The organism is Streptomyces albidus (ex Kaewkla and Franco 2022) (assembly GCF_013870515.1).
In the GTDB taxonomy this organism is placed as follows: domain Bacteria; phylum Actinomycetota; class Actinomycetes; order Streptomycetales; family Streptomycetaceae; genus Streptomyces; species Streptomyces albidus.
Map to the genome: position 1 here is coordinate 1 of NZ_JACBXA010000071.1, position 23,266 is coordinate 23,266.

Sequence of the window (23,266 nt, forward strand, 5' to 3'; positions counted from 1 at the left end):
ACGAAGGCTCTTCATCGCACGTACGGTCGCCGCGGGCGCCGCGGTAGCCGCGGCCGGGACCGTCGGCGCGGGCACGTACAGCGTGCTCAACGGGCCCACGCTCAAGCGCATCACCGTCCCGCTCGCCAAGTTGCCGCGTGCGGCACACGGTTACCGCATCGCGGTGGTCAGCGACATCCACCTGGGCGCCGTCCTCGGACGCGCGCACGCCCAGCGGATCGTCGACACGATCAACAGCGCCCAGCCGGACCTGATCGCGATCGTCGGCGATCTGGTCGACGGCACCGTGGCCGATCTCGGGCCCGCCGCGGAGCCCCTCCGCGGCCTGCGCGCCAAGGACGGCTCCTTCTTCGTCACCGGCAACCACGAGTACTTCGGGGACGCGGGCGAGTGGGTCGACCACGTCCGCGAACTCGGCGTCCACCCGCTGGAGAACGCCCGCCGCGAGCTGCCCGGCTTCGACCTCGCCGGGGTCAACGACCTGCGGGGCGAGGAGTCGGGCGAAGGACCGGACTTCGGCAAGGCGCTGGGGGACCGTGACACCTCACGGGCCTCGGTGCTGCTCGCGCACCAGCCGGTGCAGATCCACGAGGCCGTCGACCACGGCGTGGACCTCCAGCTGTCCGGGCACTCCCACGGCGGTCAGGTCTGGCCCGGCCAGTACCTCGCGGCGCTCGCCAATCCGACTGTCGCCGGTCTGGAGCGCTACGGCGACACCCAGCTGTACGTCACTCGTGGAGCGGGAGCCTTCGGGCCGCCGGTGCGAGTGGGCGCGGAATCGGACGTCACGATCGTCAAGCTGGCCTCCAAGAAGGCCTGAGGCCCGCGACCACGCGGAACGATCAACTCCCCTGTCGTAGGTGCCTCGTAGAGTCGGCATCATGACGACGACTGCGACACACGCGCACCATGAGGGCGAAAGGGGCGCCGGCCCGGAGCCGAGGACGGATGCCTTCCGGGCCGCTCCCGGCGGCTGCAAGGGAACGGCCGCGTCCCAGGTCACGACGCGCTCCGCTCCGGCCGGTCCCGCCACCCGTGCGAGCCGGCCGTGAGCGCCGGGCCGGACGCCGACAAGGGCGTGGCGCGGCTGCGTTCGCTCCACCGCCGGCGTCCCGGCGAGGGTGCGCTCGTGCTGCCCGGGCCGTGGGACGCGGCGAGCGCACAGATCTTCGCCGACGCCGGCTTCGAAGCGCTGGCCACCCCCAGCCACGGCGTCTCCGCCTCCCTCGGCAACGCCGACGGTGAGACACCGGCCGACGAGATGTTCGCCGCCGTGGCCAGGATCGTACGAGCCGTGGAAGTCCCGGTGACGGCGGACATCGAGCGCGGCTACGGGCTTCCCCCGAAGCAGATCGTCGAGCGGCTGCGGGAGTGCGGGGCCGTCGGCTGCAACCTGGAGGACTCGCAGGAGGGCGCCCTGGTCGATCCGCGGCTCCAGGCGGATTTCCTGGCCGAGGTCGTCGCGGCGGCGGGCGGGGAGATCTTCCTCAACGCCCGTGTCGACAGCTACGTGCACAGTGCGGCGGATCCCCTGGCCGACGCGCTGGTGCGCGGACGGCTCTACGTCGAGGCGGGCGCGGAGTGCGTCTATCCCATCGGGGCACCGCCCGGTGACATCGGCGTGCTGGCACGGGAGTTGAAGGTCCCGGTCAACGCGCTGTCCCCGGCGGGCGGGCCCACCCCGGGCGAACTGGGAGCCGCGGGCGCGGCACGGGTGACGTTCGGCGGCGGGCTGGCGCAGCGGGCGATGGCCGCCGTGAAGGAGATGGCTGAGGAGCTGCGCCACGGCGGTTGAGGGCGGTCGCACGACGCACGCACCGGCCATGAGGGGCCCTCAACGCCCGCTGCGGCGGGGGGAGTGTTCAGGGTGCTGCGGGAGCGCCTCTCTGCCCGGTCTTCCCGGTCTTCCCGGTCTTCCCGGTCTTCCCGGAACCGGCAGAGCGGCGGGGCCGGAACACCTCTGCGGTGTCCCGGCCCCGTCGGCCGTTCGTTCAGTGCTCAGCGGCTGCGCCGCCGGGTCACTTCTTCGGCATCCACTTCTGCCAGGTGGCCTTGTTGGCCTTGATCCACTTCTCGGCGGCGTCCTCGGGCTTCATCTTCTTGCCGGCGATGTCACCCGCGACCTGGTTCTGGTCCTTGGTCGTCCACTTGAAGTTCTTGATGAACTTCGCCGCGTCGCTGTCGCTCTTGGCGAAGTCGGCGTTGAGGAACTTCTCGAGCTGGTTGGTCTCGTAGCCGCACTTGGCGTCCGCCTCGGGCGTCTCACAGCCCGGGGTGTGCTTCGGCAGCTTGATCTCGGTCATGTCGATCTTGTTGTTCATCCACTGCGGCTCCCACCAGTAGGTGAGGAACGGCTTCTTGGCGTTGTAGAGCCGCTGGATCTCCTTGAGCTGGGCCGCCTCGGCACCGCTCGGGATGTGCTTGAAGTCGAGCTTGAAGTTCTTGATGAGGCCCTTGTCGTGCTGCGAGTACGACGGGGCCGCACCGATGAAGTGGCCCTTGTCCCCGCTCTCGGACGTACGGAAGTCCTTGGCGTACTTGTTGAGGTTCTTGTAGTCCTTGATGTCGGGGTGCTTGTCCGCGTAGTACTTCGGCACGAACCAGCCGATGTGGCCGATGACGCCGAGGTCTCCGCCGGAGACGACGGTCTTCTTCTCCTCGACGTACTTCTTCTGCTTCTTCGGGACCCCGTGCCAGTCCTCGAGAATGGCGTCGGCCTTGCCGCTGTCGAGCGCGTCGAAGGCGACGGGCTCGTCCATCTGCTTGGCCTCGACCTTGACGTCGAGCTCGTCCTCCATGAGCTTCTTGACGACCGCGGCGTTGGCCTGCGCACCGACCCAGGAGGGCTCGGCGAGAACGACCTTGTCGTCCTTGCCGCCGCCGCCGCTGGTGTCGGCCGCGCCGCAAGCGGAGAGCGAGAGCACGCCGAGAACGCCGATGCCGGCTATGACGGAGTTACGGATCTGCTTGGTTTTCATGTGTGAGTCCTGTCTTCTTTTCTCGGGTGGGTGAACCGCTGGGGGGTGTTCGGGGGTGTCACTCGCGAGGCCGTTGTCCCGCGGGCTGCGACATCCGGTCGAGCATGATGCCGAGGCAGACGATGCCGATGCCGGCGGGCAGCCCCTGTGAGAGGTCGCCCTTCGACAGGCCCTGCACCACTTCGTAGCCGAGCGCACCGCCGCCGATCAGGCCGGCGATGACGACCATCGACAGCACGAGCACGACGCCCTGGTTGACGCCGACGAGCAGCGCCTTGCGGGCCAGCGGCAGCTGCACCTGCAGGAGTTGCTGCTTGCTCGTGGCGCCCAGTGAGCGTGAGGCCTCCATCGCCGCGGGGTCCACATAACGCAGCCCCTGTGAGGTGATCCGGATGACCGCAGGGGCGGCGTAGATCACGGCCGCGATGATGCCCGCGCTGCGGCTGAGGCCGACGAGCGCGATCACGGGGATCAGGTACACGAACTGCGGCATCGTCTGCATGGTGTCGAGCACCGGACGCAGGATCCGCTCCACACGCTCGACTCGGGCCGTCAGGATGCCGAAGACGAGACCGACGACCATGGTCAGCACGAGGCCGCCGATCACCTGCGAGAGAGTGTCCATCGACGTCTCCCACAGCCCCATCATGCCGATCAGGGCCAGGCAGACGACCCCGGTCAGCGCCGCGCGCCAGGTGCCGACGAGCCAGCCGACGACGCCCACCAGCAGCGCCAGTGCCCACCACGGGGTGGTCAGCAGACCGGTGCGCATCGGGTTGAGCAGGTAGTCCGTGAACCCGTGCGCCCAGGTCACCGTGCCGCCCAGCACCGGGACACCGGTGCCGAGGTGGTCGGTGAAGAAGTCGACCCCGCTCTGGAGCTGCCGGGTGATGTCCACCGTCCAGGCGTCCGGCCACTCCCGCTCACCGAGCGAGGAACCGATGGCGGCGAAGACGCCGAGCAGGACGGCAGTCATCCCCCACACGGCCAGACGCACACGTGCCATGAGCCGGGTCGTGCCGACGTTCACGGTGGCGTCCAGACGTTCCCCGGCGGCCGATGTCGTGCGGTCCAGCAGCACGGCGATCAGGACGACGGCGATGCCCGCGGTCAGCGCGGTGCCGATGTCCAGGCTGCCCAGCGCCTGATAGATCTCGTCACCCAGACCCTCGGAACCGATGAGGGAGGCGAGGACGACCATCGACAGGCACATCATGATCGCCTGGTTGAGGCCCAGCATCATCTGCTTGCGGGCCAGCGGGAACCGCGCCGTCCACAGCCTCTGCCAGGGAGTCGAACCGAGCGAGGCCGAGGCCTCCAGCGCTGCCGGGTCGGCACTGCGCAGACCCAGCGAGGTGAGACGCGCCATCGGCGGAGCTGCGTAGATCACGGTCGCGATCAGCGCCGACGGGACGCCGATGTTGAACATCAGCAGCAGCGGCAGCAGATACGCGAACGCCGGCATGACCTGCATGGTGTCGAACACCGGCCGCAGCATCCGCTCGAAGCGGTCCGAGAGCCCGGCCGCGAGCCCGAGCAGCAGGCCGAGCAGGGCCGACCCGAAGACGGCCGCCGTCATCAGGGCCAGCGTCTCCATCGTGGCCTGCCACATGTTCAGCACACCGCAGGCGATGAAGACGCCCAGCGCCGTGCCGCCCGTACGCAGTGCGCGCCGGGAGAGGTCGGCGCCGCCCGACGCCCAGGCGATCAGCGTGCCGACGACGGTGACGCCCATCCAGCCCATGGAGTCGAACAGGCTGATGATCGCGTCCACCGAGGTCTCGGCGAAGTTGCTGATGTGCAGCAGGAAGTACAGGAAGATCGGGCTCGTCTCGCGGTTGTCGACGAGCCAGTTGTCCAGGTCGTTCAGCGGGGTCCTGATGTCGACCGTCCAGGCCTGCGGCCAGGCGCCGGAGCCGGAGACGGCCGCGCTGACGACGACGACCAGGACCGTCAGCAGGACGAGCAGTGCCTTGGGGCTGCCCGCGAGACGTTGCAGCGCGCTGGGGGCGGCATGCTGCTCGGGCCCGGTGTCCGCCTGTCGGGGTGGCGGGGCGTCAGGGGCCTTCTGCTCACCCTGCTCGTGGATCGTGGGAGTGCTCACATCAGCCTCCCCGTCGCGTCGTCCTCGAAGCCGCCCGTTCCTACGGACAGCGCGGTGAAGCGCGTGTTCATACGGCTGCCACCTCCTTGCCCTTGTCGGGCTCGCCCTCGCCGTCCTCGTCGAGGCCGGCGACGACGTTGAGCAGGCAGGCGTAGTCGATGACGCCGATGGTGCGTCCGTCGTCGACGACGCGAAGGTTCTCGCCGCCGCGTGCCATGGTCTCGATCGCGTCGGAGACCAGGGTGTCCGGGGAGAGCTCCGCACCGCCGTTGGCTTCGGACTTGTCCGCGGGACGCATGGCGCGGCGCACGGAGATGACCTGTTCGCGGGGGACGTCGCGGACGAAGTCCCGTACGTAGTCGTCGGCCGGGGTGGCGACGATCTCCTCCGGGGTGCCGCACTGCACGATCTCGCCGTCGCGCATCAGGGCGATGCGGTCGCCCAGCCTCAGCGCCTCGGAGAGGTCGTGGGTGATGAAGACCATCGTCCGGCCCTCCTCGCGGTGGAGCCGGATGACCTCCTCCTGCATGTCACGGCGGATCAGCGGGTCCAGCGCGCTGAACGGCTCGTCGAAGAGGAGCACCTCGGGGTCGACGGCCAGCGCGCGTGCCAGCCCGACGCGCTGCTGCTGGCCGCCGGACAGCTCCACGGGGCGGCGCTGTCCGAGCCCGGCCAGGCCGACCTTCTCCGCCATCTCCGCGGCCTTCGCACGTCGTTCGGCCTTCGCCATGCCCTGGATCTCCAGGCCGTAGGCGATGTTGTCGATGACGGTGCGGTGAGGCAGCAGGCCGAAGTTCTGGAAGACCATCGCGGCACGCTTGCGGCGCAGTTCACGCAGTCGCGCCTTGTCCATGCCGAGAACGTCGTGGCTGTCGATCTCCAGCGTTCCGGCGGTCGGCTCGATGAGGCGGGTCAGGCAGCGTACGAGCGTGGACTTGCCGGAGCCCGACAGGCCCATCACCACGAAGACCTCGCCGTTCTGGACGTCGAAGGAGACGTCGCGCACGGCGGCGGTGCAGCCGGTGCGCTTGGTCAGCTCGGCGGCCGAGAGGTCCTTCAGCTCGGGATCTCCGGGTATTCGATGGCTCTTGGGACCGAACACCTTCCACAGATTTCGTACGGATATCACCGGGGCGGACTTCGCGGAGCCGGCGCTCTTCGCGGCCGCCTTGTCCTCGGCGTTCTTTGCGTTCTCTGCGATCCCGGCGGACTCGTGGGTCTCGGACATCACGCAACACCTCCCGGTGCCGTAGTCGTAGCAGGTCGATCGGATCGGACGAGGTCAGCCGCCTTCTCACCGACCATCAGGACACCGATCATGGGGTTGACGGCGGGCATCGTGGGGAAGACCGAGGCGTCCGCGACGCGGATGCCCTCCATGCCGCGGATCTTCAACCGGGGGTCGACGACGGCGAGTTCGTCGTCGGCGGCCCCCATCCGGCAGGTGCCCGCCGGGTGGTAGACGGTGTGCGCGACCTTGCGCGCGTACTCGCTGATCTCCTCGTCGGAGGTGATCTCCTGGCCCGGGCAGACCTCGCGCTTGAGCCACTTCGCGAACGGCTGGGACCGCGCGACCTCGCGGGCGAACCTGATGCCGTCGACCAGGGTCTGGCCGTCGTAGTCGTCCTCGTCCGTGAAGTAGCGGAAATCCAGGGCGGGTTTGACCGCCGGGTCGGCGGAGGTCAGGTAAAGGCGCCCGCGGCTGCGGGGCTTGGGGATGTTGGGCGTCAACGACACTCCGTGCGGGGGCCTTTCGTAGCCCAGCCGCTCGGGATTGTCGGTGAAGGGGATCTGGTAGAAGTGGAACATCAGGTCGGGGCCGGACGATCCCGGGTCCCGGCGCATGAAGAGGCCCGCGTCGGAGTCCATCGCGGAGTTGTCGGGGATGGGCCCGTCCGTCTCCCAGACGATGACCGACTCGGGGTGGTCGAGCAGGTTCTCCCCCACGCCCGGCAGATCGTGCGTGACGGGGATGCCCAGCGCCTCCAGGTCCCCCTTCGGGCCGATCCCCGAGTGCATCAGCAGGCGTGGGGTGTCCACGGCGCCCGCGCAGAGCAGGACCTCTTGTTCCGCCGAGATCAGCCGCTCGGCGCCGTCCTCCGTGCGGACGTGCACGCCCTTCACCTCGTTGCCCGCGAGTTCCAGGCGGAAGGCCCAGGTCTCCAGCAGGATGTCGAGGTTCGGGCGGTCGCCCGCCTCGATGTGGGGGTGGAGGTAGGCGACCGACGCGGAGGAGCGCTTGTTGGTCTCCGGGTGGTACGAGAGGTCGAAGAAACCGACGCCCTCGTGGAACGGCTTCTTGTTGAATCCGTCGATCTCCGGGACGCCCAGCGCGTCCTTCGCGGCGGCGATGAAGTCCCGGGCTGTCTCGTTCCGGTCCTGCTCACCGACGGGGACAACGTTGTTGCGCAGCTTCCCGAAGTAGGGATCCATGGCGGCGGCCCCCCATCCCTTCGCTCCGCCCGCTTCCCACTCGTCCCAGTCGGACGGGAGCGGCTTGAAGGAGATCAGGGTGTTGTGGGAGGAGCAGCCGCCGAGCACCTTCGCGCGGCTGTGGCGTATGTGGGAGTTGCCGCGGGGCTGCTCGGTCGTGGGGTAGTCGTAGTCGAGTTCGCCGCCGAGCAGGCCGAGCCACCGGCGGAGTGTGAGGACCTCCGGCCGGTCGATGTCGGAGGGCCCTCCCTCGATGAGAGCCACGCTGACGGCCGGGTCCTCGGCGAGCCGTGAGGCGATCACCGACCCGGCCGTGCCGCCACCGACGATGACGTAGTCGTAGCTGGACTTGTCGTGGTTGGACATTTCCGTGTTGTGCTCCTTGGGATTCACGGGTGCTGTACGGAGGTGTGGGTGCTCCGTCAGCCGGAGAACCAGCGGACAGGTGCGGGACGCAGGTTCTCGTAGACGTGCTTGGTCTCGCGGTACTCGGCGAGTCCGTGCGGGCCCAGCTCGCGGCCCACGCCGGACTTGCCGAAGCCACCCCACTCGGCCTGCGGCAGATAGGGATGGAAGTCGTTGATCCAGACGGTGCCGTGCCGCAGCCGGCCGGCGACCCTCCTGGCCCGGGCGGTGTCCGAGGAGAAGACGCCGCCCGCGAGGCCGTACTCGGTGTCGTTGGCCAGGGCCACGGCCTCGTCCTCGGTGCGGAAGGTCTCGACGGTGAGGATCGGCCCGAAGGTCTCCTCCCGGATCACCTTCATCCCGCGGTGGCAGTTGTCGAGCACCGTCGGCGAGTAGAAGTAGCCCTCGGCGGGGCGTACGTCGGACGGCTCGGGCCGCTGCCCGCCGCTGCGGAGCACCGCGCCCTCGTCCAGCGCGGAGGCGACGTAGGCCTCCGTCTTGGCGAGCTGCTGCGCGGAGACGAGCGGTCCGCACTCGACGCCCTTCTCCGTGCCGCGGCCCAGCCGGATGCGCTGGGCGCGCGCCGAGAGCTCGGCGACGAAGCGTTCACGCACGGACTCCTCGATGATGAGGCGGGCTCCGGCGGAGCAGACCTGGCCGCTGTGGATGAAGGCGGCGTTGAGCGCCTGGTCGACGGCGGTGTCGAAGCCCTCTTCGGTCTCGCACGCGTCGGCGAACACGACGTTGGGGTTCTTGCCGCCCAGCTCCAGCGCGACCTTCTTCACGCCGGGGGCGGCGGCCTGCGCGACCTTCGTCCCGGAGACGAGCCCGCCGGTGAAGGAGATCATGTCGACGTCCGGGTGCTCGGCCAGGCGCGCGCCCACGGGGTCGCCCGCGCCCGTCACGAGATTCGCCACTCCCGCCGGGAGACCGGCCTCGGCGAGCAGCTTGACCATGTGGACGGTGGTCATCGGCGTGATCTCGCTGGGCTTCAGCACGAACGTGTTGCCGGCGGCCAGCGCGGGAGCGACCTTCCAGCTGGCCTGGAGCAGCGGGTAGTTCCAGGGCGTGATCATCGCGCAGACGCCCACGGGCTCGTGCACGACGACGCTGTGCACGTCGGGGTCGCCCGCGTCGACGACCCTGCCCGCGGACTCGCCCGCGACGAGGTCCGCGAAGTAACGGAAGGCCGCGGTGACGTCGTCGACGTCCACCCGGCCCTCTTCCAAGGTCTTTCCCGCGTCCCTGGACTCGGTGAGTCCGATCTCCTCGCGGTCCCGCTGCAGCAGGTCCGCGACCCGGCGCAGCAGGGCGGCCCGTTCAGCGACGGGCGTACGGGGCCACTCCCCCTCGTCGAAGGCACGCCGTGCCGCGGCGACCGCCGCATCGGTGTCCTGCAGGCCGCCTTCGGCGACGACGGCGAGCGTGGTGGCGTCGGCGGGGTCGAGGACCTCACGGGTCCCCCCGCCTGCGGCAGACCGCCACTCGCCGTCGATGTGAATGCTGTCGATTTCGGACACCCTCTGTACTGCCTTCCAAGCTGTCGAAACGCTGCGTGACACGAAATTCTCTCTTCGTGACCGCCACGGTCTTGCGGCCATGCGCAGGGCACATGACAGGAGCGAACCCTGCCCCGTCTTCGCGTTTGCATGTCCGTGTGGGACAGATAAGTGTGCTTACTCACTGGCCGAAGTCCGTCGGGCCCGGACGAAGTGCTGGATCAGTACGTTCTATGCGGATTTCTGACGATTGAAGGTCCCGACTTGACCGGTTCTGTTGGCATCCTATGGCGGGTGTGAACAAGTGCGACCGTCGCCGACGAGGTGATGCAGGAAAGTAACGGGGCGTGACCCATGCTGGAACCTGCCGCCTCACCTTTCTCAGGAGAAACAGCCCGACGACGGACGTTCGCACTCGTTACGGACGCACGCGGCAAACGATCAAGGGCTGCCGGAAGCCACGTCCGTGCATTCGGCACCCGAGGGGCAGAAGTACGTCAGCGCGGTGTCGAGCAGCTCCTTCTCCTGCTCCGCGGTGCCGCCCTCGGTCTGCCCGTAGGCCACGATCGCGTAGAGCTCGCCGTCCTCCGCTTCGAAGCGGTGGTCGATGACGTGCCGGGTGCCGCCGTGCTCATCGGAGTCGTAGGTGTACTCGAGGCGGGCGGCGGCACTGCCGTCGCCGCTGTCGAGCTGGTCGAGGGCCTTGCGCTCGTAGTCCTTGTTCTTCTCGGCGTTCTTCTCCGCGAGTTCAAGGGAGGCGTACGGATCGGCGTCCTCGACCCAGAAGATCTGGAGCTGGCGGGAGCGGCCCGGCTCCTCGTAGAAGACGACCTTCGAGCCCGCCTCGCGGCCCTCCGTTCGGCGGTCCCAGCCGTCGGGCACCGCGACCTGGAAGCCCTCGGGGTCCTCCTTCACCGAATACCCGGGGCGAGCGCCGGACTCCGATGCGACCGGCTCGTCGTCCGTGTCCGTCGAGGGGTCCTCGGCCGGGGGCGAGGAGGGCGCCTGCGAGATCGTGGGCGTGGCCTCCGGCCGGCTCTCCGGCAGCGGCGCCGGCTCGTCCTTCCAGCCGAGGGCCCACGTGCCGAAGGCCAGTCCGCAGACCGCCAGCACCGCGAACGTGCCCTTGAGCACCTGCCGTTGCTGACGCGCGGACTCGGTGTGGCGCTGTGCGCGCAGCACCTCGGCCTCGTGGTCCACCCAGCGCTGGTGGTCCGAGTCGAAGCGGATCATCCGAGCTCCCCCCTCATCCGGCTCACCCCAGGACCTGTGCGGCGGCCTGCGCGACCGTCGCCGCGGAAGCCAGCAGACCGATCGCGCTGGCCCCGGACTCCAGACGCTCCCGCAGCCGGGCCAGACGTGTCGGATCGGTGCGCCCCGTACGGGCGATCTCGCCCTCGATCTCGCCCAGTTCACCGTCGACGCCGCGTGTCTCGTCGGAGGCGGCGAGAACGCTCATGTCGGCGCGGAGGGCCCGCACGGCCTCCAGCAGCGCGAGCGTCGCCTCATCGGTCTGCTGCGGCGGCGAGTTGTAGGTGTACGACGTCGAAGTCGCCCTGCCGTGCCTGCCGGTGGCGACCGAGCCTCCCGAGATGCTGCCGATGTGCACGGCGCCCCCTCCCCCGACGGTCCCCGTCTCCTGCTCCTCGGATCCACCGTTGCCTGACGTCACTTGGGGCTCCCCTCCACGTGGTGTGCCTGGCCGTGCTCACCGGTGGCGACAGTGCCGCCGCTGATCTCCTTGATGAAGACGCCGCCGTCCCGCACGTTGACGATCTGCTGCTCGAAGCGGTCCGTGCGAAAGCCGCGCTGCTCCAGCGCGTCCCGTACCCCGCCGGCGATCCTGTCCTGGACCGTCTTGATGTAGCGGCTGACGTCCATCTCCTGGAACAGGGACAGCTCAGGGGTGCTCGCCAGCTCCCGCACGGACAGCAGCGGGGCGTCCGGCGCCGCGTACTCGGGAGCGGCGAGCCACACCCGGCAGACCGAGAACAGCGTGCGCATCGCCGCGATGCCCGCGGCGGCGGTCACGGCCGGGGCCGTGAGCAGCGCGAGGAACCCCTCGCGCAACGGCCCGGCGGCGCGGCTCTCGACCATCGCGTCGACCTCGCGGAACTCCTCGGCGACCGGGCCCAGCACATGGGGCACGACCTCGAGCACCAGCATCCCGCCCTGTGTGTGCACGCGCACGAACAGCGAGACGACGACCTGCTCCTCCCACGCGCCCACACGGATGCGGAGGAAGTGACGCCGTGCCTCCGCGCCTTCGTCGACGGCGTCGCCCAGGTGGGCGTGCACGCTCTCCGGCCCGTAGACACCGCCGTCGCGTGGCGCACCCGAGGGGAGGTAGACGAACTCCTCGACCTCCAGCTCCCGCAGCCGGTCCCGGCTGGTGCGTGCCGCTGCCTCGCGCAACGCGACCAGCCGCGGCGTGATCATGTCGATCACTTGCCTGCTGGAGAGGCCGGACTCTCCCTGGTGCGGCACGCCGCCGCCGTCCAAGTCCTTCTTGCGGCGCAGCTCCAGAGCGAACGACCAGGGCTTGTACGGGGTGCCAGCGCCGACGAACGGCCGGTTGGGGTCGTACATGGCGGCCTGGGCGTGCTGCTCGCGGTCGATGGCCTCGCCGACGGCGCGGTAGCGCGCCCCCACGGGCAGTTCGGGCAGCGGGCTCGAATGGAAGGTCCGGCGGCCCAACTGCTCCCGCAGCACGGTGGCCATCCTTATCCGGTGGAGCCAGACGACGCCTGCGAGCAGCAGAGGGAAGATCACGGGAAAGGGGTTGTCGTCGACGCCCCCAAGCGCACCGAACCAGTACCAGAGGGCGAAGACGCGCGCGACGTAGGTGACGAGACGGCCCAGCCAGCGCCGCGCCCGGGAGCGGATCTGCCAGCGGTCTTCCCGTCCGACGTCGTAGACCACGGTGCGGCGTCCCGAGAGCGCGCGGCCGGCCCATAAGGCGAGGACGACGAACACGTACTGGACGACCCAGACGGTGGCCAGTAACGACTCCGACCCGAGCGCCGGATCCTCGAAGGCCGGGACCAGGGCGAGCAACGCGTCGAAGGAGAACTCCCAGTTCCCGCCGGAGAGGTCGTCCATCATGTCGTACGTGACGACGAGCGAGACCACGAAGAACGCGGCCCAGACGCCCAACAGGGCGAGAGCGGTGCGCACTTCCTGACGGCGGGCCTGCAGCGCGTGCGCGAGCACCGGGCGCAGATCCACACCGAGCGAAGGCGGTACGGGCCGCTCGGCGTGACCGATCAGCTCATCGATGACGCGCTGACGGAACGCGGAGTTCAGCCGCACCCCCGCGCACAGCAGACGTGTCGCCTCGCTGTGAGCGTGCGTGCGCGCTGGGTAACTCATGACAGCCCCCGATTTCCCCACAGGTCCGGTCCAGGGAGAGCCAAGAAGATACCGGAGGAGCCGGGCCCGGGCCACGCCGGAGACACTTCACTGAGTAACTCTTCGGGAACAGTGGGGAGTTGCCTGTGCCGCATGCACCGGCCGGGAAAACGCGGGCCTGCATTCGCGGCGCGTGGATCTCAACTGCAGGGCTGTGAGCGGTGGTTGAGCTGCACCCGCTCCCCCTGCACCGGCAACGGAACGGCCCGTGCGGGCCGCACCCGTGAGGGGCGCGGCCCGCACGGGCCGGCAAGGCGGTGACGGCGTCGGCGTGCCGCCGTCGAGCGAGCCTCACCTTCGGGGGACGCCTCTCAGCGAAGGGTCCCTCGAAGGAGTGTCAGCTCAGAGAAGACCGAGACCGCGGACCGCCTCGCGCTCCTCGGACAGCTCCTTCACGGAGGCGTTGATGCGCGTGCGCGAGAACTCGTTGACGTCCAGGGCCTGGACGATCTCGTACGAGCCGTTCGAGCAGGTGACCGGGAAGGAGGAGATGAGGCCCTCCGGGACGCCGTAGGAGCCGTCCGAGGGGATGCCCATCGACGTCCAGTCGCCGTCCGGGGTGCCGTTGACCCACGTGTGGACGTGGTCGATCGCGGCGTTGGCGGCGGAGGCCGCGGACGACGCCCCGCGTGCCTCGATGATGGCGGCGCCGCGCTTGGCGACGGTCGGGATGAACTCCTCGGCCAGCCACTTCTCGTCGTTGACGGTCTCGGCGGCGTTCTTGCCGGCGACCTCCGCGTGGAAGATGTCCGGGTACTGGGTGGCCGAGTGGTTGCCCCAGATCGTCAGCCTCTTGATGTCGGAGACCTGGGAACCGGTCTTCTTGGCGAGCTGCGTGAGCGCGCGGTTGTGGTCGAGGCGGGTCATCGCGGTGAACCGCTCGGCGGGCACGTCCGGTGCGGCGGCCTGGGCGATGAGGGCGTTGGTGTTCGCCGGGTTGCCGACGACGAGGACCTTCACGTCGTCCGCCGCGTGGTCGTTGATGGCCTTGCCCTGCGGCTTGAAGATGCCGCCGTTGGCCTCCAGCAGGTCGCCGCGTTCCATGCCCTTGGTGCGGGGGCGGGCGCCGACGAGCAGACCGACGTTGGTGCCGTCGAAGGCGACGTTCGGGTCGTCGGAGATGTCGATGCCGTGCAGCAGCGGGAAGGCGCAGTCGTCGAGCTCCATCGCGGTGCCCTCGGCCGCCTTCAGAGCCGGCGTGATCTCCAGCAGCCGCAGCTTGACCGGCACGTCGGCGCCGAGCAACTGGCCGGAGGCGATACGGAAGAGCAGCGCGTAGCCGATCTGGCCGGCCGCTCCGGTGACGGTGACATTGACTGGGGTGCGGGTCATGGCGGTCTCCGTAGTACCTGGCGGTGGCGAAGGGCCCTCCCCGGCGAAGTCCTGGGGAACGCGCCCTGCCCTGTTCGGAAGTCTCTCCACGTCAAGAGAGTCCTCGCCAGGCTATCCGACGCCTCGGACGCGTCGGCAGCCGCCCGCGCAAGGAGGGGACGCGCGGGGGCTGCCGACGACTGCCAGCCCGTGGGGGGGTGCTGCACAGGCGCATTCCCGGTATCTCGCCGGCCATGCATGCGCATACATCGGAAGTCCGCGAAACTTTTCAGAAGTATCCGGACGACGGTGAGTTGACGCGTCAGGGCACTTCGCCCGCGCCCGTCGCCGGGCCGGTGGACGACGCGGCGGGCGAGGCGGGAGCCGATGCCTCGGAGGCACCGACCTCCGTGCAGCCGGTGGTGCCCGCCACGAGCGTGGCGCAGGCACGGGCCTCGGTCGCGGAGCCGACGGCGACCATCTCCGTGTAGGCGTCGTTGGTCGAGTCGACCTCGTCGCTCTCGACCTCGCCACCCGCGCTGATCTTCAGCCCGTCGCCCTGAGCCGCGCCCGTTATGCGGCCCCAAGCCGCCTTGCAGACCTCGCTGTAGCGCACCTCGACCATGCTCGGACCGACGAAGGCGGAGTTGCTGCTCTTGACGTTCTGACCGCCGCAGCCCATCTTCTCCGGGTCCTTCCCGGTGCAGTCGCTGCCACGGCACTTCACACCCGCGGGCAGGTCGCGCTGCTGGCGGCTGGCAGGCGGGGGTGCCGGCGCGGCCGAGCTGTCCTCCGAGGTCCCGGGCAGGCCGAATACCAGTACGCCGATGCCCAGGAGCACGGACATCGCGACGGCGCCGCCGAGAAGAGCCGCGATCCGGCTGCCCCGCGAGGAGCGTCCCTTGTCCCCCGAACCGTCCTGACCGTCCTGCGCGTCATGGGCTTCCGAAGGCGAACCGGGGTAGGCGCCGGGGTGCTTGGGAGGGCCCGAAGGATGAACGGCGAGGGGACGGCCCTCCACGCCGGATGTGCCGCCGGGGGCCCCCTCAGTCATCGGCGGCCTGTTGCCTGCGGGCGCCGCCGCCGAATTGCGGGGCGTCGCACCCCAGGAGGCGACGTCGACGAGCTGCTGGGTGTTCCGGACGACCTTGTCGGGCCCCTTGCCGGGGAGCGGCCGTGCACGCAGCACCGCCGTCTCGTCGTCCATGGGCCGCGGGCCTGCGTCCGTGCTGCCGGCCGCGGAGCCGCCGCCGTACAGGGCGGAGGCGGAGGGCGGAGCGAGAGATCCCGAAGCCGACTGCTCCTCGGCCCGGTTGACCTCGACGTCGTCCGCCTCGTGTGCCCCGTCCGACTCGCGGCTCTTCTCCAGGCCCTTGTCCCGGCCCTTCTCCTTGTCCTTGTTACGGCCGCGCTTGCGCCCCTTCGCGGGCTCGTCCCAGAACTCCCCCAGCGCCTCACGCGCCTGGGCGACGCGGATGGCCTCCATCGTCACGTCGTGCCGCATCTCGGCACGGCTCCAGGCCCGTTCGGCCAGCTCCCACATCGTCTCGATGTGACGGATGTCGGTGTCCGTGACCTTGGCCAGGGCGTGAGCCGCACCTCGTGGCGGCAGCAGCCGCCCGCCGAGATACCTCTCCCACGACGACTTGCTGTAGCCCGTACGGTCCGCGATGGACGCGACGCTCATTCCGCTGCGGTCCACCAGCCGCCTCAACTGGCTGGTGAACTCCCGGATCTGTGGATCCAGTTCCTCCGGTAGCGGCCTCCACCGAGGCATGGGCCTTCCCCCTCGTCCCCCGAATTCGTCGACATTCCCCGCGCTTGGTCGGCACTAGTCTGCCACCGGCACTCCGGTGTTGCGGCCATGACTGCGGCCCGCGCTTCCGAGACGAAGCACGGGCCTTCTCCTCACGTCACACCGTGTGTCGGAGCGCGTGCCCTGTGCCGTCGAACGATGCCTGCAGGGCCCCCGTTTGGGCCGATTCGACGGCCGCCCGACGGTCTCCGCCTACGACTCCGGCGGTTCGTTTCCCCTCACGAGGAAATGGACGATGTCCTCGAGATACGGAACGGTCAGCTTGGGCTCCGGCTGCGCCATCAACGCCAGCAGGGTGATCGCGAGGCCGAGCGCCCCGTACGTCAGCATGTCCGTGAAGCCGGAGCGGACGGCCAGCATCCCGACCGACGGCATCATTCGCCGCATCACCGCGGCCGCGAGCAGCGAGCCGCCGATGATCAGCGCTCCGGAGCGGAACTCGGCGATGGTCACCAGCAACCCGGTCAGCACACCGAAGCAGACGGCCAGCAGCGGCCACTGCCTGTACGGCGCGGAGTGCCCGGCGCCCACGGCGCTCTGACCGCCCTCGGGCCGCGCCGTGTCGCGCGTCACCAGGGGGAACCGGCGTGATCCACCCACTCGGACCTTCATCACTTCGCCTCCGCCGCGGCCCGCTCGGCCGCCTCCACGACATTGACGAGCAACTGGGCGCGGGTCATGGGGCCGACGCCGCCGGGGTTCGGCGAGATCCAGGCCGCGACCTCCGCCACTCCGGGATGTACGTCGCCGACGATCTTGCCGTGCTCGTCCCTGCTCACGCCCACGTCCAGCACCGCCGCGCCCGGCCGCACGTCCTCCGGCTTGATCAGATGCGGCACACCGGCCGCGGCGACGATCACATCCGCCTGCCGCAGCAGCGCGGGCAGATCGCGGGTGCCGGTGTGGCACTGCGTCACGGTGGCGTTCTCGCTGCGGCGGGTCAGCAGCAGCGGGATGGACCGGCCGACGGTGATGCCGCGGCCCACGACGACCACGTGTGCGCCGTTCAGCTCGACGTCGTGCCGCCGGAGGAGCTGGATGATGCCCTGCGGGGTGCACGGCAGCGGTCCCGGCTCGTTCAGCACGAGCCGGCCGAGGCTGGTCGGGTGCAGCCCGTCCGCGTCCTTGGCGGGGTCCATCAGCGCCAGCACGCGGTTGGTGTCGATGCCCTTGGGCAGCGGCAGCTGGACGATGTAACCGGTGCACGCGGGATCGTCGTTGAGCTCCCTCACGACCGCCTCGATCTCCTCCTGGGTGGCGGAGGCGGGCAGCTCACGCTGGATCGAGTGGACGCCGATCTGCTTGCTGTCGCGGTGCTTGCCCGCGACGTACTTCTGCGAGCCGACGTCGTCCCCGACGAGCAGAGTGCCGAGTCCCGGCGTGATGCCCCGCGCACGTAGCGCGTCGCAGCGCGCCTTGAGATCGGTCTTGATCGCTGCTGCCGTGGCCTTGCCATCGAGAATCTGGGCCGTCATGGGCCCCATCCTCCCGGATGCCGGGGGTCGCGTCGAAATCCGTATCGCTCCGCAGACACCCGACGCCTCCGACGGCGGCGAAATGCGGGACGACGATGGGGTTCCCGTCGCGTTTCGGATTCGCCACATTCACAGATCCAGCTGGACAGGGTCACCGTCCGGCGACCAACATGATTCGCTGACGCCGCGCCCGAACCAGGGAGGGCCAAGGCACGGCGTCGCACCATCGGGGGAGACACATCGCGCACAGCGCACACCTCACGCAGTCCACTGACGGCTTCTGCGGGGGCGGAACTGTCATTCCCCCGAATCTTTCGGCCCATTCCGTCCCCTGTCGAACGCTCGGAGGAAGAGACTCGTGAGCTACCCACCGCCGCCTGGCCAGGACCCGAACAACCCTTACGCCCAGCAGCCGCCGCAGCAGCCGCAAGCTGGGGGCCAGCCCGGTTACGGATACCCGCAGCAGCCCGGCGCCCAGCCCGGGTACGGCTATCCGCAGCAGCCCGGCGGCATTCCCGGCCAGCCGCAATACGGCTACCCGCAGCAACAGGGCTTCCCGGGGGCGCCCGGCCAGCAGGCACCTGAGGGCTACACCAACATTCCCAACCTGGGCATGGCGCAGATCGCTTCGTACGGTCAGCGCTTCGGAGCCCGTCTTCTCGACGGACTGTTCGTCGGCGTGATCAACTTCGCCGTGAGCATGGTATTGGGATTCGGTCTCTTCGCCACGACAAGTTCGACCACCGACCCGAATGCGGCGGCGGCTGTCGGCCTCGGCGCCATTCTGCTCACGTATTTGGTGTTCGCCGTCGTGGCCGTGGGCTGGGACGTCGTATGGGTCAGTGTCAAGGGTGCGACGCCCGGCAAGATGGTTCTCGGGCTCAGCGTCGTCGACAACCGTTACGGCACCAAGCCGGCCTTCGGTGCCGCACTCGTGCGTTGGGGATTCCCGATCGGCCTGGGACTCATCACCTGCGGACTGGGCTCCGTGTTGATCCTGATCTCGCCCTTCTTCGACAACAGCGGGCGACTGCGCGGCTGGCACGACAAGGCGGCGAACACTCAGGTCATCAAGAAGTAACCGGGAGCGGCAAGCCGTTCCCGGACCCAGCACGCACACGAAGGCCGCGCCGCAAGTCACTTGGGCGCGGCCCTTCGTACGTCACGAGTCGCACGTCACGAGCAGTACCTCACGAGCTCAGACCTCCCAAGAGAAGAGGACGCCCCCATGAGTCAGCCGCCCCAGCCTCCCAACAACCCGTATGCGCAGAACCCTTACCAGCAGCAGCCCCAGTCGCCCTACGGCCAGTACCCCGGGCAGGCCCAGCAGCCCGCGTACGGCTACCCCCAGGCGCCCCCGCCCGGCCCTGGCGGACTCGGCGCCACTCCCCCGGGCGTGATACCCGGCCAGGTCAACGGTGCCCGCATCATGATGTTCATCGCAGGCGGTCTGCAGGCTCTGGTCTCGATCGGCTGCATGATCGCTCTCGGCGTGGCGGCGGACCGCCTGAAGGAGGTCGGGTCGTTCGCCGAGGCGGACACCCCGATCGCGGTCATGTACATCGTGTGCGGCGTCCTCCTCGTGCACGCGGTCGTCGGCATCGTGCTGGGCACATCCGTGTCCAAGGGCGGCAACGGCGTGCGCGTGGGCGGAATCGTCTGGGCCTCGTTCCTCACCCTCTTCGGACTGCCGCTGATCCCCCTCGGGCTGTTGTGGATGGGCCTCGGAATCACCTGCATCGTGATGCTGGCCCAGGCCGGTGCGTGGTTCAACAGGCCCCGCTACTGATGGAGTTACCGCGGCGGCGGAGCGCGCCTGCCGGTGGGTCCTCGACCCCCGGAACGACACCCCGGGCACGGTGAGTGCCCGGGGTGTCGTGTCTTCTGCGGCCGCTTCCTCAGCCCGACTCCCGTCCGCGGACGGGCCGTCGGAGGAGGCTCAGTGGAAGAAGTGCCGTGTGCCTGTGAGATACATCGTGACGCCGGCTGCCTTCGCAGCCTCGGCGACGGCTTCGTCACGGACCGAACCACCCGGCTGGACAACGGCCTTGATGCCCGCCTGCGTCAGCACCTCCAGCCCGTCCGGGAAGGGGAAGAACGCGTCCGAGGCCGCGAAGGAGCCGCGTGTCCGCTCCTCACCCGCGCGCTGCACGGCGAGCTTCGCCGAGTCGACGCGGTTGACCTGGCCCATGCCGATGCCGACCGTCGCGCCGTCCTTGGCGAGGAGGATGGCGTTGGACTTCACCGCACGGCAGGACCGCCACGCGAACGCGAGGTCGGCCAGCTCCGCCTGGGAGAGCGCTTCGCCGGTGGCCAGGCGCCAGTTGGCGGGGTCGTCGCCCTCCGCCTGCAGCCTGTCCTTGGCCTGGAGCAGCGTGCCGCCCTCGATGGGCCTGAACTCGACGTGTGCGGCGGGCTGTTCGGCACAGCGCAGCACCCGGATGTTCTTCTTGCGGGACAGCACCTCGACGGCGCCGTCCTCGTAGCCGGGTGCGACCACGACCTCGGTGAAGATCTCCGCGACCTGCTCCGCCATCGCGACGGAGACAGAACGGTTCACGGCGATCACACCGCCGAACGCGGAGAGCGAGTCGCAGGCGTGCGCCTTGCGGTGTGCCTCGGCGACGTCCGCACCGACGGCGATGCCGCAGGGGTTGGCGTGCTTGATGATCGCCACGCACGGCTGCCCGGCGTGCTCGTACGCGGCACGGCGGGCGGCCTCGGTGTCGATGTAGTTGTTGTACGACATCTCCTTGCCGTGCAGCTGCTCCGCGTACGGGAGACCGGTGCCGCTGCCGTCGGTGTAGAGCGCCGCGGGCTGGTGCGGGTTCTCGCCGTAGCGCAGCACGCTGCGGCAGGTGAAGGCCGCGCCGACGAACTCGGGGAGAGCGGCGCCGGATTCACCGGCCGCCACGCCTGCGCCGTCCTCTTCCGGCGCCGCGTAGCCGTCGGCGAACCAGCCGGCCACCGCCACGTCGTAGGCGGCGGTGTGCTGGAACGCTTCGCCTGCCAGCCGCTTGCGCTGGGCCAGTTCGAAGCCTCCGTCCGCCACGGCCTTCAACACGTCGCCGTAGCGCTCAGGGTTGACGACGACCGCGACCGAGGGGTGGTTCTTGGCAGCGGCACGGACCATCGCCGGTCCGCCGATGTCGATCTGCTCCACGCACTCGTCGGGGGCGGCGCCCGAGGCGACGGTCTCGCGGAAGGGATAGAGGTTGACGATCACCAACTCGAAGGGCTCGATGCCGAGTTCGGTGAGCTGCTCCCTGTGCGACGCCAGACGCTGGTCCGCGAGGACGCCCGCGTGCACACGCGGGTGCAGCGTCTTGACCCGCCCGTCCAGGCACTCCGGGAATCCCGTCAGCTCCTCGACCGCGATGACCGGGACGCCTGCCGCCGCGATCTGCTTCGCCGTCGAACCGGTCGAGACGAGCTGCACGCCCTCCGAGTGCAGGCCGCGGGCCAGTTCGTCCAGGCCGGTCTTGTCGTAGACGCTGACGAGGGCCCTGCGAACGGGCCGCTTCACACCTTCGGCGCTTCCGGCGCCCGCGCCGCCCTCACTCATGCCACCCTCAGCCATGTTGCAGCCGTACCTTTCGTCCTTCGATGCGATAGCCGTCGCGGGAGAGGCGTCCCACGACATCGACGAGCAGCCGTCGCTCGACTTCCTTGATCCGCTCGTGCAGAGCGGCGCCCCCGTCGGCGTCGTCCTCGTCCAGGATCTCGACCACGCCCTGCGCGATGATCGGCCCCGTGTCGACACCGTCGTCGACGAAGTGGACGGTGCACCCCGTCACCTTGGCCCCGTACGCGAGCGCGTCGCGCACGCCGTGGGTACCGGGAAAGCTGGGGAGCAGGGCGGGGTGCGTATTGACCACCCGCCCCCCGAAGCGGGCGAGGAACTCCTTGCCCACGATTTTCATGAAGCCGGCCGAGACGACGATGTCCGGCTCGTGCTCCGCGGTCGCCTCCGTCAGCGCCCGGTCCCACTGGTCACGGGTGGCGTAGTCCCGCACCCGGCACACGTACGTGGGAATGCCGGCACGCTCCGCACGCTCCAGGCCTTCGATCCCGTCCCGGTCGGCACCCACGGCGACGACACGCGCGCCGTAGGTGTCGGGCCCCTCCGCCTCGATGGCGTCGAGCAGCGCCTGAAGATTCGTGCCCGACCCGGATACGAGAACGACGAGACGGCGGACGGGACGGGAACCGGGGCGGGGGCGGCTCGGGCTCTGGTGCGCAGCCACGACGGGGCTCTCTCTCACGGGATCCGCCCGGCGCGCGAGGGCCGGGGAGGGGCAGGAAAGGGGGGAGGCGGCAAGTTGTGTGGTCGTACGAACTCATTGAGCAACGGATTCCGGGGAACTCTACGAAGCGTTCGACCGTCGGCAACGATACCGGCCCTTGACACGGCCCCCACGGGACGGGGGCCGGTGCGGCAGGTAGCGTCAGGAGGGACGGGCCGCATCAGAGGCGGCGCGTACTCAGCCGGCACCCGCGAAGGACGTTCAAGGACGCAAGGGGAAGACTCACACCACATGACCGACCGAAGCCGCCGCCGAGCGGCCCCATCCGACTCCACCTCGCGCGAGGACAACCCCTTCGCGGCACCACCGGAGGGGCAGCCCGACCAGCCTTGGCACCCGCGCCGCGGGGCGGACCAGCACGGCTCCGGCACGGGGACGGACACCTCCGGGTCGGAGCGGCCGGACGGGTCGGAGGGCTCGGGTGACGACTCGGGCTCCGGGTCCGGGTCCGGGTCCGACAAGAAGCGCTCGGTCTGGGGCAGCCAATGGAGCAGCCGGCAGCCGGGCCGGCAGAGCGGTGGCTTCGGCGGCCCTTCCTCCAGCAGCGGCAGCGGCCAGGGGAACGGGAACGGCGGCAACGGGAACGGCACGGGCAGCAGCAGCCGTGGCGGCATGCGCTGGGACCCGACCGACCCCCTCCAGCGCCACGCGCGCTACTCCCTGCACACCGGCATCTGGGCCCTCTTCTTCTCCCTGTTCAGTCTCCCGGAGGTGGCGCTCCTCCTCGGGGCGCTGTCCCTGTACTGGGGCATCAACTCGCTGCGCGGCGACAAGTCGCCCTCCCGGACGGAGAGTTCGGGCAAGCGCGGTGGCGGTTCCGGCACGGCGGCGACCGCGGAGGACGTCGCGGGCAGCGACCGGACCGCGGATCCCACCGAGACGCCCAAGCCCGCTCCTTCGATCCCGGTGAGCGTCACGCCGGCCCAGGCGGCCAAGTCCCGTACGACAGCGGCAGTCAGCGGCCTGATCACGGCCGCGCTCGCTCTCGCGGTGGTCGCGGCGACGTTCACGTTCCAGTCCGTGTACCGCGAGTACTTCACCTGTACGCAGGACGCCCTCACGCAGTCCTCCCGCGAGGACTGCAAGGGGCTCCTGCCGAGCGAGCTGCGTCCGCTTCTCGAGAACCGCTGACCAGCGGGCTTCCCGCTGCGGTGGCTGTCAGTCGCGGCGGGGCTCGAAGTCCGGCATCAGCCCGCCCGACGCCGTCTTGAGCGCCGCCCAGCGAGCTTGACGTGCGGACGTGGCGTGCCAGTCGTCGTCGGAGCCGTGCTCGCGCAGCCGCCACGAACGTACGGCGAGAGCGGCGGGCAGACCCACCGCAGCAGTCCAGCCCGTGGCCGCCAGTCCCGTCAGCCACCAGCTCGGGCCGAAGAAGGCCATCGCCTGCGTACCGATCGCGCCGCCCGAGCAGGCCGCGAGCAGTGCGACAGCTGCTCCGCAGCCGCACGCCGCCAGTCCGACGACATACGTCGTGCTCTGCCAGGCCGCCGCTCCTTCCCGGCGCCCCGGCTCCGGCACCGCTGCCCG

General features: G+C 69.9%; 20 protein-coding genes. 5 read left to right on the plus strand and 15 right to left on the minus strand.

Going from position 1 to position 23,266, the window contains the following annotated elements; translation table 11 throughout:
- Positions 1 to 820 (plus strand): metallophosphoesterase (locus tag H5J26_RS13585; RefSeq protein ID WP_181766087.1); only part of this gene is annotated, 820 nt, incomplete at its 5' end.
- A gap of 228 nt (positions 821 to 1,048) precedes the next feature.
- Positions 1,049 to 1,795, plus strand: coding sequence for an isocitrate lyase/PEP mutase family protein (locus H5J26_RS13590; protein WP_419183794.1), 747 nt, complete (start codon positions 1,049 to 1,051; stop codon positions 1,793 to 1,795).
- Between the two features lie 223 nt (positions 1,796 to 2,018).
- On the opposite strand, the gene H5J26_RS13595 is transcribed toward H5J26_RS13590, so the two are convergent.
- From H5J26_RS13595 to H5J26_RS13650, 12 genes are all read right to left on the minus strand, one after another.
- Positions 2,019 to 2,978: an ABC transporter substrate-binding protein gene (locus H5J26_RS13595; protein WP_181766088.1), complete on the minus strand. Its 960-nt coding sequence runs from the start codon at positions 2,976 to 2,978 to the stop codon at positions 2,019 to 2,021.
- Between the two features lie 58 nt (positions 2,979 to 3,036).
- A complete protein-coding gene (locus H5J26_RS13600) occupies positions 3,037 to 5,082 on the minus strand; it encodes an ABC transporter permease (protein ID WP_181766089.1) in 2,046 nt (681 codons plus the stop codon).
- 67 nt (positions 5,083 to 5,149) lie between these two features.
- The gene (locus H5J26_RS13605; protein ID WP_181766090.1) at positions 5,150 to 6,310 is read right to left on the minus strand and encodes a quaternary amine ABC transporter ATP-binding protein; all 1,161 of its coding nucleotides are present in this window, start codon (positions 6,308 to 6,310) and stop codon (positions 5,150 to 5,152) included.
- Positions 6,310 to 7,881 (minus strand): GMC family oxidoreductase, encoded by a 1,572-nt coding sequence (locus tag H5J26_RS13610; RefSeq protein ID WP_181766091.1) that lies wholly within the window; start codon positions 7,879 to 7,881, stop codon positions 6,310 to 6,312. The genes H5J26_RS13605 and H5J26_RS13610 overlap by 1 nt, the downstream gene beginning before the upstream one ends.
- A gap of 56 nt (positions 7,882 to 7,937) precedes the next feature.
- Positions 7,938 to 9,440: an aldehyde dehydrogenase family protein gene (locus H5J26_RS13615; protein ID WP_181766092.1), complete on the minus strand. Its 1,503-nt coding sequence runs from the start codon at positions 9,438 to 9,440 to the stop codon at positions 7,938 to 7,940.
- 420 nt (positions 9,441 to 9,860) lie between these two features.
- Complete coding sequence (locus H5J26_RS13620; RefSeq protein WP_181766093.1) at positions 9,861 to 10,652, minus strand: hypothetical protein; 792 nt, start codon at positions 10,650 to 10,652, stop codon at positions 9,861 to 9,863.
- 22 nt (positions 10,653 to 10,674) lie between these two features.
- Positions 10,675 to 11,091: a hypothetical protein gene (locus tag H5J26_RS13625; RefSeq protein WP_181766094.1), complete on the minus strand. Its 417-nt coding sequence runs from the start codon at positions 11,089 to 11,091 to the stop codon at positions 10,675 to 10,677.
- Positions 11,088 to 12,791 carry a hypothetical protein gene (locus H5J26_RS13630; RefSeq protein ID WP_181766095.1) on the minus strand — a complete coding sequence of 568 codons (1,704 nt, stop codon included), beginning with the start codon at positions 12,789 to 12,791 and terminating at the stop codon, positions 11,088 to 11,090. The genes H5J26_RS13625 and H5J26_RS13630 overlap by 4 nt, the downstream gene beginning before the upstream one ends.
- 381 nt (positions 12,792 to 13,172) lie before the next feature.
- Positions 13,173 to 14,162, minus strand: coding sequence for a malate dehydrogenase (locus H5J26_RS13635; protein WP_181766096.1), 990 nt, complete (start codon positions 14,160 to 14,162; stop codon positions 13,173 to 13,175).
- 301 nt (positions 14,163 to 14,463) lie between these two features.
- The gene (locus H5J26_RS13640; RefSeq protein WP_181766097.1) at positions 14,464 to 15,918 is read right to left on the minus strand and encodes a helix-turn-helix domain-containing protein; all 1,455 of its coding nucleotides are present in this window, start codon (positions 15,916 to 15,918) and stop codon (positions 14,464 to 14,466) included.
- A gap of 231 nt (positions 15,919 to 16,149) precedes the next feature.
- On the minus strand, positions 16,150 to 16,569 hold the full coding sequence (locus tag H5J26_RS13645; protein ID WP_181766098.1) for a DUF3017 domain-containing protein: 420 nt from the start codon (positions 16,567 to 16,569) through the stop codon (positions 16,150 to 16,152).
- Positions 16,569 to 17,432, minus strand: a complete 864-nt coding sequence (locus tag H5J26_RS13650) for a bifunctional methylenetetrahydrofolate dehydrogenase/methenyltetrahydrofolate cyclohydrolase (RefSeq protein WP_181766099.1) — start codon at positions 17,430 to 17,432, stop codon at positions 16,569 to 16,571. Before H5J26_RS13650 ends, H5J26_RS13645 begins: the two co-directional genes overlap by 1 nt.
- A 358-nt stretch (positions 17,433 to 17,790) precedes the next feature.
- On the opposite strand from H5J26_RS13650, the gene H5J26_RS32265 reads away from it, so the two are divergent.
- Together H5J26_RS32265 and H5J26_RS13660 are read left to right on the plus strand one after the other, a co-directional pair.
- The gene (locus tag H5J26_RS32265; protein ID WP_181766100.1) at positions 17,791 to 18,513 is read left to right on the plus strand and encodes an RDD family protein; all 723 of its coding nucleotides are present in this window, start codon (positions 17,791 to 17,793) and stop codon (positions 18,511 to 18,513) included.
- A 147-nt stretch (positions 18,514 to 18,660) separates the two neighbouring features.
- Positions 18,661 to 19,221: a hypothetical protein gene (locus H5J26_RS13660; protein ID WP_181766101.1), complete on the plus strand. Its 561-nt coding sequence runs from the start codon at positions 18,661 to 18,663 to the stop codon at positions 19,219 to 19,221.
- A gap of 150 nt (positions 19,222 to 19,371) precedes the next feature.
- Here the strand turns inward: H5J26_RS13660 and purH are convergent, their stop codons facing one another.
- A complete protein-coding gene (gene purH / locus H5J26_RS13665; RefSeq protein WP_235980679.1) occupies positions 19,372 to 21,012 on the minus strand; it encodes a bifunctional phosphoribosylaminoimidazolecarboxamide formyltransferase/IMP cyclohydrolase in 1,641 nt (546 codons plus the stop codon).
- A complete protein-coding gene (gene purN / locus H5J26_RS13670; protein WP_181766102.1) occupies positions 21,005 to 21,679 on the minus strand; it encodes a phosphoribosylglycinamide formyltransferase in 675 nt (224 codons plus the stop codon). The genes purH and purN overlap by 8 nt, the downstream gene beginning before the upstream one ends.
- A gap of 291 nt (positions 21,680 to 21,970) precedes the next feature.
- Between purN and H5J26_RS13675 the strand changes: the two genes are divergently transcribed.
- Complete coding sequence (locus H5J26_RS13675; RefSeq protein WP_181766103.1) at positions 21,971 to 22,870, plus strand: hypothetical protein; 900 nt, start codon at positions 21,971 to 21,973, stop codon at positions 22,868 to 22,870.
- 27 nt (positions 22,871 to 22,897) lie between these two features.
- On the opposite strand, the gene H5J26_RS13680 is transcribed toward H5J26_RS13675, so the two are convergent.
- On the minus strand, positions 22,898 to 23,266 hold a 369-nt coding region (locus H5J26_RS13680), incomplete at its 5' end, for a DUF6350 family protein (protein ID WP_235980680.1).